Consider the following 12,601-nt stretch of genomic DNA (forward strand, 5'->3'; position numbering starts at 1 on the left):
CTCAGGAAACTCGCCAAGCTCCTGCCGAAGGGACCGCAGCTCAGGCCGGCATGAGAGGCCGAGGTTCGATCGGCCAAATCCGAAACGCTCTCGCGTCGCTCTCCAGGCCGACTTTTTCAACGACATCCGCCAGAAGCCGACGTTAGCTGGGTGCCCGGAAGCAGACGTTAGTCGCGGGCGGTCAGCGCCGAGTCTAGCCTGAACCCGATATCGGGAATGTTCACTTTGATGCAAGCCGAGCTGGTGAATGTTGCTCCTGTGGCCAACAGGGCCACAGCTCTTGCTCAACGATAAGAGACCCGGCCTCGCAAATGCGAGACCGGGCGTACCATGCGTGTTTAGATCGTCAGGACACTATTCGATGACCTCAACGATCTCGCGGCTTCTGGGATCCACGATCAGCACATCGTCGCCGATCAGCGCGTATTGATAGCCGCGCAACTGTTGATCCTGCTGCTCGACCTCGGCCGGCAGCGGCCGCAACGCGACCTGCGGCGGCAGGATCGCGCCCTTCAGGCCGTCGACGCCCTGGATCTCACCGGGCCTGGCATCCGCTAGGATCCTGCGGGCGAGTTCGTGCCGGTCCGCCGTACCGTTCGACGGAGGCGGACTTGCGCCAGCAGGCGCCGCGGCGGCCGATTGCGATGCGCGCTTGTCGACGACCTCGACGATGCGGCGCGTGCGCGGCTCGACGATCGCGACTTCCTCGCTCTCGGTCATGACGTATTGATAGCCGCGCCAGTCGGGATGGCGCTCGATCAGCTCGTCAGGGACGTCATGATAGGGCACGCCGGCAGGCAGGACAACGCCTTGACGGAAGACGACCGAATCCGGCCGGTGCCAGCGCCTGACGTCGCGTTGACGCTCGAAGGTCGCGTAGACGTCGACGGTCCCGCCTCTGCCGCCGCGGCGATCAATCACCTCGACGATACGACGGTTGCGGGGATCGACGATGACGATCTCACGCTCGGAGACCGTGTAGCGATAGTCCCGGTATTGCGGCCTGACCGCGGCGATCTCGCTCGGCAAGGGCTGGAGCTGCACGCGCGAGGGCAATTCGGCACCGACCGAGACGGAAACCCCGAGATTCTGAACCGGACGGACCTCGTTACGCTCGACGCGCTGGCGAACCGTGTCGGCAATGCGCTGGTTGTCGGTACCGGCCTGTGCATTGTCGGTGGACTGGCCGCTCGGCGCGGCACGGTTCTCGGCCGGCTGCGGGCTGGTCATTGCGGGCTCCGTCGCATCCGGGCGCTGCGCATTGATTCCGGGCCGCTGCTGATCGTCCTGCCGCGGGGCAGGCTGCGCCGTGCTCGGAGCAGCTGGCCGATTGTCCGGCCGCTGCGGCTGCGCTGTGTCAGGCGATCGTGGGGCGCGGTTGTCGGGCTGAGCCTGCTCGGTCGGCCTGCGGCCATTGCGGTCGTCTTGCCGCTCGCGCTGCGCCTGCTCGCGCTGCTGTTGCGCCTCTCTTTGCTGCGGATCTCTTGGCTGCTCTTGCTGAGCGCGCGAGCTCGGCGCTGGGTCTGGTCGTTCCCGTTGGGCCTGGTCGCGTTCGCGTCGCTGGCCAGAGCCGCGTTGTGGGTCTTGGCCTGATTGATTTTCACCGCGTTCGGAGCCTGGAGCATACATGCGTTGCGCCGGGGCTCTTTCTGGCTCAAGCGCACGCCCCGGCGCTTCGCGCGGCGCGCGTTCTACTCGGACGGGGCCTTCTCCCGGGCCGACAATGACTGGTTGTGCCCAAGCGATACCGGCGTGAGCGATGATCGCGATAGTGGCGATGCCTGCAAATTGTTTCATGGGACATGCTTCCGAGCATCGGACGCCGGCACCCTAAAGAGCAAGTAAATGCTGCCTGCCCTCCCCCCTTTTTGAGGACGGAGGCGATTCGAAGGATGCCGGTCGACCTAAGAAAAATGGTGGACCCCGCATACGATGCGGGATCCGACAATCGGCCTATTCGATCACTTGGACGACCCTGCGGGTTCCCGGCTCAACCAGCACCGTGCGGTTATTCACTACGGTGTAACGGTATCCCTTGACGCCATACTCGGCCGGCACCTCGCGATAGGTCACGCCCCGGTCAGGAAGCACTGCACCGACGCGAACCTCTTCAGCATAAGTGTAGGAAGGGACCCGCTGTTCGGTGACATATGTCTTGAAGCGCGGGGTGTTGTCTCCAATGATCCCGCCGACAACCGCACCGCCTACGCCACCGACTACTGCGCCGACGGGTCCACCGACAACTGCACCACCGACTGCGCCTGCGGCAGCGCCGCCGGCCGCACCGCCCTGCGCGCCTTGAGGATTCTGGGCGAGTGCCACAAACGGAGCTAGCGCGATGGCGGCTGCAACGATGAGTTTCTTCATGGGTCGATCTCCTGGTGATCCCCCAGATCGACGTCCTAACTTAGAACCCTTATAAAAAGTTCCGGATTTGTGCGTGAGAGATAACCGCATCCGTGGCGGGTAGGTGCTAATGCCCCGCGACTTTAAGCCAGCATCCGGCACAGGGCGCGCCCCGCTAGGCGACTTGCCGGCCTGCCAGGAATTGCTGCTCGAATTCAGCCGCAGGAAGCGGCCGTCCGAAATGATAACCCTGTCCTTCCTCGCATCCCATACTCTTGAGACAATTTGCGGTTTCGACGTCCTCGATCCCTTCCGCAATGATCGACAGGCCGAGTGAGCGGCCAAGGTCGATGGTGGCGCGGACGATGGCGGCATCGCCGCTGTCATTCAGCAGCTGGCGCACAAAGGTCTGGTCGATCTTCAGCGTGTCGAGCGGGAACGCCTTGAGATAACTCAGGCTGCCATATCCGGTCCCGAAATCGTCAAAGGCGATCTTGACGCCGCGCGCGCGGATCTCGCGGAACGTCTTCTGCGCCTTCTCGGCGTCCTCGATCAGGATATCTTCGGTGACTTCCAGTTCGAGCAGGTCGGGGGCGAGGCCGGTTTGGTCGAGCAGCGCGGCGACGGTGTCCTGTAGATCGCTGCCCTGCAACTGCGAAGGCGAGAGGTTGACGCCTACACGGATCGGCGTGCCTGCCATCTGCCAGCGCCGGGACTGCCGGCAAGCCGTGGCCAGAACCCAGTTCGCGACTGCGTCAGACAACGGGGAATTGTTCAGCACCGGGATGAACTGACCCGGCGGCACCAGACCGCGCAACGGGTGACGCCAGCGGATCAGGGCTTCCGCTCCGATCACGCTCCGGTCCGACAGGAGCACTTGCGGCTGGTAGAACAGTTCGAACTGATTTTTTTCCAGGGCGACGCGGAGCTCGGCTTCAAGTGCTAGCTGCGACGCGATCCTGTCGCGCATGGTAGCCGCGAAGCCGATCGGTTCCTCCTCGCGGGTCGAGATGGCTGCCTCGAGCGCCAGATGGGCGTTTCCGATCAGGTGATCGGCGCTCCAGCCCGGCTCGGCAACAGCATAACCGATGCGCACCGTCACCCGCTGGCGCCACTCGCCAAAGACGAGCGCCGCAGATCCAAAATCACGCGCGATATCATCCGCCACTGCCGCAACGCGTTCCTGCGGAAGGATCAAGGCAAATTCGTCATCGGCAAAGCGAGCCGCCTCAGCATCGGGAGGCACCAGCAAGCGCAGCCGATCGGCGAACGCGACGAGCACGCGATCGCCGAATTCACGGCCATGGATATCGCTGAGCTGGTGAAACCGGTCGATGCCGATCAGCAGCACTGCCGATACGAGTATGCCGTCCTTCTCCAACTGCGCCGAGAGGCGCTCCCCGAGCGCATGTCGATTGCACAGCCCCGTCAGGTCGTCATGCTCGGCCAGATAGCGAATCCGCTCACGTTCACGCTGCTTCACGGTGATGTCGCGCAGAACAAGGCCGAACTGACGCCCATCGGTCCCTTGCCAGCTGGAGATGCTGGCCTCTAGGGCAAAGCGCTCGCCATTGCGCCTGACGCCAACGAGATCGAGGACGTGGTCGTCCGCGGCCTGTGTCGCCGCAGCGTCATGGAGGCGAGTGAGCTGCGCCGACGTGACGTCGCCGGAGTCGGCGAGGCAGGCAGTGAAAGGCTTGCCGAGCGCATCCTCTTCAAAATAGCCGAAAATCCTGGCCGCCCCCGGGTTCCAGAACACGATGCGCCCGTGGTCGTCGAGGCAGACGAGCCCATCGCCCAGCGACATCGCGATGCGCTGGAAACGCCGCTCGGCGATGCCGCGCAGCAGCCCGCGCAGGTCGATTTCATGAAGCGCTATGGCGATCAGATAGGCGCCGAGTAGAAGGTGCCAGCTGCTCGTGTCGACGATGACCGGCCAGTTCGCCTGGATCAGAAGCGCGCCGATCTCCAGCGCAGCCGCCGTCCACAGCACGACGGCGACACGCGTCCTTGCGCTGGTTCGGCGCCAGAGCAGAACCATCCCCGCGAGAATGGCGAGCGTTCCGGCGATCGATAATGGCAGGCTGGTGCTCTGCAGGTCACGGCCCTGCAGGAGCGACTCAGCGGCCAGAAGCTGCAGCATGGAGCCTGGAATGACGCGGCCATTGGGGACGTTGAAGCGATCGCCCAATTCGACCGCCGTTCCAGCGACGATGATCTTGCGTCCCTTGAGCCGTGCCAGTGCCTGTGGCTCGCCATCGAGCACCGCGGTGTAGGACACGGTTGGAACCGTATCGGTCCTGATGCTGAAATCGATACGGAACGGTGGGCCGTGCTCGTCATGGCGGCCGACCAGCAACGCACCGAATGACGGCAGGAACTCGCCGATGCGCGCGCCCAGGCCGTAGCGGCGAACCAGCCCGTCCGTCTCGGGCAGGACATTGACCACGGCCGGCCAGCTGTGAGCAGCGAACTCAGGCAAGGGCCGGTTGACGTGCAGTGTCAGCCCGCGATTGAGGTCGCCGGCCCTCTGCTGGAAAGTCGCCAGCACGACGGAGCCGCCGGCCTTCGCGAGCGCCTCCGCAAAGGTTGCATCATCAGTCGGATTGGAGCGGGCACTGAAGTCGACGTCGAAGAGGATCTCAGTGGCGCCTGCCGCCTCGAGCTGCTCGATCAGCTTGGCGTGATGGCGGCGCGGCCATGGCCAGACACCGATACGCGCCAGGGAGGGAGCATCGATCTCGACCAGCGCGATGGTTTCGCTGGCAGGACGTTTCGGCCAGAGAAAGCGCTTGTCGCCGATGAGATCCGCGAGCGCCCCCGGCAGGCCGACCAGCCAGGCCAGCGTAAGCAGCCCAAAGGCAATGAGGTGTGGCCGATACAGCGTCACGTCCGTCCGCCACCCTGCCGGGCATTGAGGTCAACCAGCCCGACCCTAGCCCAGGAAAGCTGACATTCCGTCAAGAGAATCAGCGTCGGGAATTCCCGCCGCCGCTCCCGCCGAGGCTCACCCCGACGTTCACGACGCCCAGGTTCAGGCCCAGATTCAAGCCGCCATTGCCATTCCCGCCGGCATTGCCGTTGCCGTTCCCGCCGGCATTGCCGTTGCCGTTCCCGCCGGCATTGCCGTTGCCATTCCCGCCGGCATTGCCGTTGCCATTCCCGCCGGCATTCCCGTTGCCATTCCCGCCGGCATTGCCATTGCCGTTCCCGCCGGCATTGCCGTTGCCATTCCCGCCGGCATTGCCATTGCCGTTCCCGCCGGCATTGCCATTGCCGTTCCCGCCGGCATTGCCATTGCCGTTCCCGCCGGCATTGCCGTTGCCGTTCCCGCCGGCATTGCCATTGCCATTCCCGCCGGCATTGCCATTGCCGTTCCCGCCGGCATTGCCGGCGACTTTCGTTGAGCCGTTGCTGCTGCTTTTGGCTGAGACGCCTGCGCCACTGCTACGACCGTTCGCCTGGCTGTTGACGTTCGCCGAAGCCGTCGCGCCATCCAATCTCGCGGTTTCCGGATTACCTGTTCGCTGACCATTATTCGAGGCGTTGACGGCTGGCGAAACCTCTCCATTCGACCAGAACGTGGCCTGCGCGCGCCCGGAGGAGACGGCTCCGTCGCCCACATTGCGCGCCAGCCCCTTGGTCACCGCATGCACGTTGACTTTGGCCTCGCCCAATGTCGCGCCGATGCGCACCGTTCCGCCACTGACGGAAACGGCTTTGCCAGAACCTTCGCCGCCACTGGCCCGGCGGTCCTCGCGGGCGGCACCGGCTGGCGGCGGCAGGCCCTCGCGTGGAACCGAAATCGGACGAATGGAGGGTGAGCGCTGCGCTCCCTGCTGGGTCGGGTTGAATTGTCCCGTACCGGAGAGCCTGAGGCCGGCCGCACCGTTTCCAGCGACGCTGGCGGCCTGCCCGGGCTGGACCAGCACGAACTGACCCGAGCGGAAATCGCTGACCTGGACCTGGCCGCGCTGGACGTCGACCTTGGCGCTGCCCGAGGTCACCGTGACACGGAACTGCGTGCCCTTGACCACAGCGGCAAGAAAGGGGGTCTCGACTTCGAAATGTTGGACGTTCCGCTTCTCCACGTCGAGCAGGATCGACCCGGCCTGCTGGAGGATCGTCGAGCGGCCCGAGCCGGTCGCCGTCGGCACGGCGACCTGCGAATTGGCGGAGATCAGCATGCTCTCCGCCCCGCGCACCAAAAGGACACGGCCGTTGCGCCCGGTACGGATCATATCGCCGGGCTTGAGCGTCGAGGCCTGGCCGAGCGACACCTGTTGAACGCCGGAACCTGCGACCCAGGCTTCGCCCGAGACCTTGCTGACCTGCCAGATATTGTCTTGGGCGAAAGCCTCGTTCGGGCCCAACGCACGCAAAAGGGCCAGAAGGCCCGCAGAGAAGAGGATGCGGGTCGCTCGTAGCATGGGTGGGCAGTCTCCGTTCTGGAGGTCGTGCAAAGCCGGCTATCCTGCCTTCTAGCAGGCAGTTCTGAACGCTGGCTTAGCGCAATGTTCTGAAACAGGAGGAAGCATTAAGTCCTGATTAACCATGTCTATTTACGGTTTTTGAGCGGGGAAGGCTGGGCAAAAGCCCAACAGATGGGTGCATGTTCGACATGGCATGGCGGCGAGTGGGCGGACTATCCAGTGGTAGTCTGCGAGCGGTGATCCTATCGCTCCTCATGTGCTCGCCGGCCTTGATTGGGCCCGCCTATGCCCAGAGCGGCCGCCAGTCTCCGCCGACCCAGCCGGCCGATCAGGGGCTCGAGCAGCGACGCGCCGAGCGGCTGCAGGAGACCCGGGATGGGATTTCGGTTCGGATGGCGGGATCCGCGCCCGACCAATCGACCGGTGAAGAACGGGCGCTGTTCACGCTCGCCGCCGTGAGGATCGAGGGCGACAGTCCGCTCGCCTCCGGCGAGATCGATGCCCCCTATCGCGACAAGCTCGGCAAGCCGATCTCTCAGGCGGGTCTCGTCGCCCTCGCTGGCGAGATCAGCAAGCTCCATCGCGACGCCGGCTATCACCTCACGCGTGCGCTCATACCGCCGCAGGATATCAAGCGCGGCGTCGTCACCATCAGGATCATCCCAGGCACCGTCGCAGAACTGGTGGTGCAGGGCGACGAGGCGAACCGCTTCGGCACGCGCCGGATGCTGGCGCCGATCGCCGAGGAGACGCCGGCCAGGCTGGCGACGCTCGAGCGCCCGCTCCTGGTCGGCAACGATCTCCCGGGGGTACGCGTCAAGGACACGACGCTCGAGGAAATCGGCACCGGCTCCGGGCAGTTCCGTCTGACCGTGATCCTCCACAGCTGGAGCGTGTTCGTCTCCGCGGGCTTCGACAATGCCGCTTCGAATGCCGTCGGTCCGTGGCAGGCCTATTTCGGCGCCGCGCTGAATTCGTTGATCGTCCCCGGCGACACGCTCGCTGTGAACCTCTCGTCGGTCCCGGGCTCGACACGGGAGCTGCGCTATGGCCGCCTCTCCTATGATGCGCCGCTCGGCAATGACTGGCTGCGGGTCGGCGTCGCGGCCTCGCGCAGCGTCGTCTGGCCCGGCGATCTGCGTCGGCTCGGCCGTGTCCGGTCCGATGCCGAGAATCTCGAAGCCAGGGCAACGGTCGTCGCACTGCAGACACAGCGGCAATCGCTCTCGCTGACCGCCGGGCTGGGCATCAGCAACATCGTCGAGGAGAGCGCTTTCGGCATCAATTATCGTGATCGCCTGCGGATCGCGAGCCTGACGGCCGATTATCGCCTCCGCGACGACTGGCTAGGCACGACTTACGCGATGCTCGGCCTGCGCAAGGGGTTTGGCATCGACGATGCCTCGCGCCGTTACGATCCGTTGCTCTCGCGTTTCGACGGCTCGGGCGACTTCTATCTCCTGCAAGGTGCGCTGACGCGCTATCAGGGTCTTGGCGAAAGCTGGTCGATGAAACTCGCCGGCTCCGGTCAGGCCAGCTCCGCGGCGTTGCTGATCTCACAGCAGTTCTATCCCGGTGGCGGCGCCTTCGGGCGCGCCTTCCAAAGCGGTTGGCTCGCCGGTGACAACGGCATCGCCGGTTCGGCCGAGCTACGTTACGACTATCGGCCCGGGCTATCTTTCCTGAAGAACGTGCAGCTCTTCGGCTTCGTCGAAGGCGGAGCCGTCCGCAGCTATGCGGCGCCGAAGGACATCGTCCAGTCGCTCTCCGCGGCGGGCGGCGGCGTACGCCTGCAACTCAACGATTCGGTCGAGGCCGGCATCACCGTCGCCGCGCCGCTGAGCTACAATTCGCCCAGCCGAGGTGGCCGCGGCGCGACCGTCCTGTTCTCGCTGTCGACGATTCTGAAGGCTTGTCCCGAGCGGGGAGATTGGCACTGCGGGTGAGCAGGAGCTACTCAACCTCCAGCGAGCGATCGCCCGACACGGCCGCGCCGGCACTAGGTGTCACTTGGCAGTTAATGCGATATTGGGGCGCCAATGATTTCAGTTGGTTGGGCTGGCACTTAATTTGAGAATGAGCAGTTAATTTGATAATCCGACTGAAATTTTGTTACTTAATGTGAGAATCCGGCTCCCGGTGTTCTCTCCCCGCGAGCCTCCCATGAGCAATCCATCCCAGCGCACTTTGTCAATCTCGCCAGCACAATAATAGCCCAAACCAGTCGGCCGCGAGCGCTCTCGCAGTTGCAGTTAATTTGAGAATCCGGCGGACACGATTCTCAAATTAAATGCGCAAGGCGGACGAAACTGGCGCATTCTTACATTTAACTGCCAAGCCACATGGGTTTCTGCGAGCTCGCGGACGTGGTCGAAAGCAGCCAGGCGGATTAAGGCATCCTCATCGACTGCGGTTATCGCCATTACCGTCCCCGCTCCCCGGCCGACTGATTCAGCACCTTACGGAGCTGGCTACCAGGCCGGAAGCCGGCCGCCCATGTGTGGAACTGAATGGAGGCATCGCCGCATATCCCTACCATGGGCTAGCCGCCTGTCTCTTCCGGCAACTCCCGCCCGCCGTAGAGGACATTAGACACGATCACCTCATCGCCCTCTACTAGGAAGGCGATCGTCACCCAGCGCTCGAACCCGACGATGCGCAGCCCCGGCCGGATGTCGTCGCGGCGAGTCCCGCGCTCGGGGAAGGTGTCGAACCCTGTCAGATAGGTCATGATCCGCTGGACATAGCCCTGAGCGATGCTTTGAGAGGCATGGTCCCGAATGTAGTCATAGATGGCGGCCAGATCGGCCTCGGCCTCCGGCAGCAGCCTGATGCGGTAGACCACGATCAACGCGCTTTGTCGGCGTCGGCGGTCATCTTGGCGGTGAGACGCCCGAACGCCTCGTCGAGCGATGCACCGCGGGTCGGACCGGCGCGGTAGCGGTCAATCGTCGGCCCGACATCGTTCTGCAGCCACCGCTCCACCACGGCGTCGCGCTCCTGGAGCGCCCGTAGACCTTCGCGGATGACCTCGCTCTCGGAGGCATAGCCGCCTGCCTCGACCTTGGATTTCACCATCCGCGCCAGCTCCAGCGGGAGGGTGATGCTCATCTGTTGGGTGGTTCTCATGGTCGGGGCCTTTCGTTGCCCTCATATAGCACACAGTAGGATTGCATCCTATCCGCTTCCTGTCATGAACCTTACAGGTCGTCCGGCATTTCGCCGGTGCCCGAGGCCCTAGGCCTTCGACCCCGACGGCTTGTTGTCGTTGCGCGCGTCGATCAGCACGACGTCCTTGTGATTGAATATCTTGAGCTTTCTCAGGATTGCCTCGACCCTCCACTGCTCCTCGAGGGAGAAGAAGATGATGGCCCTTGATGCCACTCTTGGCGTCGCTCGCGGCCTGGTAGATCGGCAGCTGCTTTTCGAGATTACGCTCGAGGCCGGTGTTTTTGCCAGTTTCATCTCGATCAGGGTCTTGTCTTTGGCGCCGCGCGAGATCTTGTAGTCGACCGGGCCGCGACCATCGTTTGCCTCTGTTCCCACGTCAGATGGCGAACCAAACCAGACAAACCTGCAGAGGATCTGCAGGTCGGACTCCCGCTGGATAGCTTTTCCGCCGTGGTAGAAGATGCGATGGCCGCCCTTGTTCTCGATGACGTTGGCTTGGCTGGCGGTCCCGAGGACGCGCCAGGACGCGTTCGAAATAGTTGAAGACCTGGCCGCGCAGCTCGGCATCAGGGATGGCGATCGGGATGCTCTCGAAGTCCCGGATCATGTCCGTCCGGTTGATCCAGTTTTCGTCGCGGGTGAGCATGTCCTTCGGCGTCAGCAGGACGAAATCGCCATCGCGCCATGGCAGATCGTACTGAACCCGCTCCCAATGCTCGGTCGCGTAATTGAACCGGGCCTTGTCGACCCAGACCTTCCTGCGGTGCCCCGGATCGATGTGGGCCGCCGCGAACTCCTCGGTATAGCGGCAGAGGAAGTCTTTCAGCAGGTTGGTTGTGAAATCGCTGATCATGTCGCGGCCGACGCCGCTCCGCACCAGGCACACCCTCTCGAGATGGCTGCCATTCGTGATGGTTTCCTCGCCGAAGTTGGCAAAGAGTGACCCCAGATTGACCCGCAAAGCCGACGCAAAGTCTTTTCCCAGGCCGCTGCCACCATTGCCTACCGAGGAGAAGCCGAACCAGTTCTGCTTCACCTCCGGGAACATGAACCAAGCCTTTTCGAGATCTGCCGTCACGCGCCCATCGGCGACGGCGTCCCTGAGGAAGATCATATAATTTAGAATATCGTCGTGGAGCTGGCGGTAATCCGGCCTGTTGCTGTTAAAGAGCAGTAATGGGTCGATAAACAGCGGCAGATCGTTGATTAAAGAAACGTTGAAGGCGCCATAGTTATCAACAACGTCCACTTCGATCCCGAAATAGTCATTAAAAAACGTGGCCATTTAGCCTTATTTCCGCCGTCGAACCGAATCACAGGAATTCGAGTTCCAGCAAAAAAGAAATTACTACAAAATATACTAGCTTTGAATCATAGCTGTATACAGTATCGAGCTCAAATTCGGCAGGCGGCCGAACAAACTTCTGGCGGCGCATCGTCGGAATCACATAATCCCCCAGGCCCGATACCGCTTCCGGCCCGTCAACTCGCGCGGCAGGCTGCCAAGCTGCTTCAGCATGGCCTCGACCGCCTGCGGCGTCACCTGCAGGCGCGCCGCCGCCAGCTGCACGGTGACGAGCGGTGACGCCACGAACAGGTCGACCAGCTCCGCCAGTTTCGAATTCCCCCTCCTGCCCTCACACCTCCGCAACATCACGGCTCGAGCCAAGGTCAACCGGTCAAGATCCGCCTGCCCGAACACGGCGGCCTCGGCAAAGGCGTCGAGCAGCCCCGCGATCCGGACGCCGAGCGCCTGGTGCGGGCTCCACCGAAACTTTCCCCGCCTCAGCCCCAAGCCGATCACCGGCAGATGCGCTGAGCCCAATCCCCGCTCCCGCAACACGGTCGCGGCGAGCGCGAAGCCGAGTTCGCCGGCACGTTCCGACGGCTCGAGCCAAAGCCAGGCGTCGAGCGCGAGCGCGGCCGCAAGCGCGGCTGGCAGCCCCCTGCCCTCCTTCAGAATGTGTTGCCAGCGCGCGAACCGCCCGGCGGCATCATAGCCGGGATCGCGCAGGGTCAGGTTTTTGCGGCCCGCGTCGGAGGACAAATCGTTCCAAGCGTCTAGCTTTTTGCGGGTCCGCACCAACAGAGCGTCGATCTCAGCGAAGGCCGGATCGGCGTGATCGTCCTCCTCCTCCTCCAGGTCCTGTTCATTCTCACCGGCGTGGTCCTGATCGTCGTCGTCCCGTCCGATCCGGTCCCAGGGTGCCACGAACTGTTTCGCGGCCACCGAGGTCGTCAACCTGTCCGGCCGACCGGGTTCCGGTGATCCTTCGATCCCGAGCCGCTGCCGCAGGGCGCTCGGGCTCAAGATCTCGGCCGGCTCACGCCGCGCCAGGCGCCGGCGCTCGTCGAGCATGGCGGCGGCCCGGGCGATCTCGCGCGTCGGGCTGCGCACATCCATGCCGGCATCGTGCAGGCAAAGGTCCTCGAGCGGGCACAGGCCCCCACTGAGCCCGATCAGGGCCTGGGCCTCAAAAGCGTGGCCGCGCTGGCGCGCGCCTTCGGCCAGGACAGGCTCGGCGCGGAGCAGACGCTCGTCGCAGCGAGCGAGCGCGATCGCCGCGGCCTCGGAGGTTCTGGCGCAGTCCGAAACCAGCGCTTGGCGCTGAACGCGCGAGAGGTCGTATTGACTTGAATTCACGGCAACA

11 protein-coding genes are annotated in these 12,601 nt (G+C 63.9%); 3 read left to right on the plus strand and 8 right to left on the minus strand.

The window, feature by feature from the left end; all coding sequences use genetic code 11:
- Positions 1 to 354: 354 nt before the first annotated feature.
- On the minus strand, positions 355 to 1,230 hold the full coding sequence (locus tag B6S44_RS29565) for a DUF1236 domain-containing protein (RefSeq protein ID WP_164986009.1): 876 nt from the start codon (positions 1,228 to 1,230) through the stop codon (positions 355 to 357).
- A gap of 195 nt (positions 1,231 to 1,425) precedes the next feature.
- On the opposite strand from B6S44_RS29565, the gene B6S44_RS29570 reads away from it, so the two are divergent.
- Positions 1,426 to 1,593 (plus strand): hypothetical protein, encoded by a 168-nt coding sequence (locus B6S44_RS29570; protein ID WP_164986010.1) that lies wholly within the window; start codon positions 1,426 to 1,428, stop codon positions 1,591 to 1,593.
- A gap of 360 nt (positions 1,594 to 1,953) precedes the next feature.
- On the opposite strand, the gene B6S44_RS29090 is transcribed toward B6S44_RS29570, so the two are convergent.
- The 3 genes from B6S44_RS29090 to B6S44_RS29100 all read right to left on the minus strand — a co-directional run bounded on the left by B6S44_RS29090 (position 1,954) and on the right by B6S44_RS29100 (position 6,776).
- Positions 1,954 to 2,367, minus strand: a complete 414-nt coding sequence (locus B6S44_RS29090) for a DUF1236 domain-containing protein (RefSeq protein ID WP_129160497.1) — start codon at positions 2,365 to 2,367, stop codon at positions 1,954 to 1,956.
- A gap of 154 nt (positions 2,368 to 2,521) precedes the next feature.
- A complete protein-coding gene (locus B6S44_RS29095; protein ID WP_248309821.1) occupies positions 2,522 to 5,236 on the minus strand; it encodes an EAL domain-containing protein in 2,715 nt (904 codons plus the stop codon).
- Positions 5,237 to 5,315: 79 nt separating this feature from the next.
- A complete protein-coding gene (locus tag B6S44_RS29100; protein WP_206735272.1) occupies positions 5,316 to 6,776 on the minus strand; it encodes a FecR domain-containing protein in 1,461 nt (486 codons plus the stop codon).
- A 395-nt stretch (positions 6,777 to 7,171) separates the two neighbouring features.
- Here B6S44_RS29100 and B6S44_RS29105 point away from each other — a divergent pair, with 395 nt between their 5' ends.
- A complete protein-coding gene (locus B6S44_RS29105; RefSeq protein ID WP_164986011.1) occupies positions 7,172 to 8,725 on the plus strand; it encodes a ShlB/FhaC/HecB family hemolysin secretion/activation protein in 1,554 nt (517 codons plus the stop codon).
- A 596-nt stretch (positions 8,726 to 9,321) separates the two neighbouring features.
- Here the strand turns inward: B6S44_RS29105 and B6S44_RS29110 are convergent.
- On the minus strand, positions 9,322 to 9,624 hold the full coding sequence (locus B6S44_RS29110) for a type II toxin-antitoxin system RelE/ParE family toxin (RefSeq protein ID WP_349236393.1): 303 nt from the start codon (positions 9,622 to 9,624) through the stop codon (positions 9,322 to 9,324).
- Positions 9,625 to 9,626: 2 nt separating this feature from the next.
- Positions 9,627 to 9,908, minus strand: a complete 282-nt coding sequence (locus tag B6S44_RS29115) for a type II toxin-antitoxin system ParD family antitoxin (RefSeq protein WP_129160500.1) — start codon at positions 9,906 to 9,908, stop codon at positions 9,627 to 9,629.
- 235 nt (positions 9,909 to 10,143) lie between these two features.
- Between B6S44_RS29115 and B6S44_RS30010 the strand changes: the two genes are divergently transcribed.
- Positions 10,144 to 10,287, plus strand: a complete 144-nt coding sequence (locus tag B6S44_RS30010; protein ID WP_248309822.1) for a hypothetical protein — start codon at positions 10,144 to 10,146, stop codon at positions 10,285 to 10,287.
- A 39-nt stretch (positions 10,288 to 10,326) separates the two neighbouring features.
- On the opposite strand, the gene B6S44_RS29120 is transcribed toward B6S44_RS30010, so the two are convergent.
- Positions 10,327 to 11,235, minus strand: coding sequence for a hypothetical protein (locus B6S44_RS29120; protein ID WP_248309823.1), 909 nt, complete (start codon positions 11,233 to 11,235; stop codon positions 10,327 to 10,329).
- Positions 11,236 to 11,394: 159 nt separating this feature from the next.
- A partial coding sequence (locus tag B6S44_RS29125; protein WP_129160502.1) for an RHE_PE00001 family protein occupies positions 11,395 to 12,601 on the minus strand: 1,207 nt, incomplete at its 5' end.

This window comes from Allobosea sp. Tri-44 (assembly GCF_004123845.1).
Lineage (GTDB): Bacteria > Pseudomonadota > Alphaproteobacteria > Rhizobiales > Beijerinckiaceae > Allobosea.

Excerpts from the sequence above, each read along its gene's own strand:
- B6S44_RS29565 (WP_164986009.1), bottom strand. The coding sequence starts at position 1,230 with ATGACCAGCCCGCAGCCGGCCGAGAACCGTGCCGCGCCGAGCGGCCAG.
- B6S44_RS29090 (WP_129160497.1), bottom strand. The coding sequence starts at position 2,367 with ATGAAGAAACTCATCGTTGCAGCCGCCATCGCGCTAGCTCCGTTTGTG.
- B6S44_RS29100 (WP_206735272.1), bottom strand. The coding sequence starts at position 6,776 with ATGCTACGAGCGACCCGCATCCTCTTCTCTGCGGGCCTTCTGGCCCTT.
- B6S44_RS29105 (WP_164986011.1), top strand. The coding sequence starts at position 7,172 with ATGGCGGGATCCGCGCCCGACCAATCGACCGGTGAAGAACGGGCGCTG.
- B6S44_RS29115 (WP_129160500.1), bottom strand. The coding sequence starts at position 9,908 with ATGAGAACCACCCAACAGATGAGCATCACCCTCCCGCTGGAGCTGGCG.
- B6S44_RS30010 (WP_248309822.1), top strand. The coding sequence starts at position 10,144 with ATGATGGCCCTTGATGCCACTCTTGGCGTCGCTCGCGGCCTGGTAGAT.
- B6S44_RS29120 (WP_248309823.1), bottom strand. The coding sequence starts at position 11,235 with ATGGCCACGTTTTTTAATGACTATTTCGGGATCGAAGTGGACGTTGTT.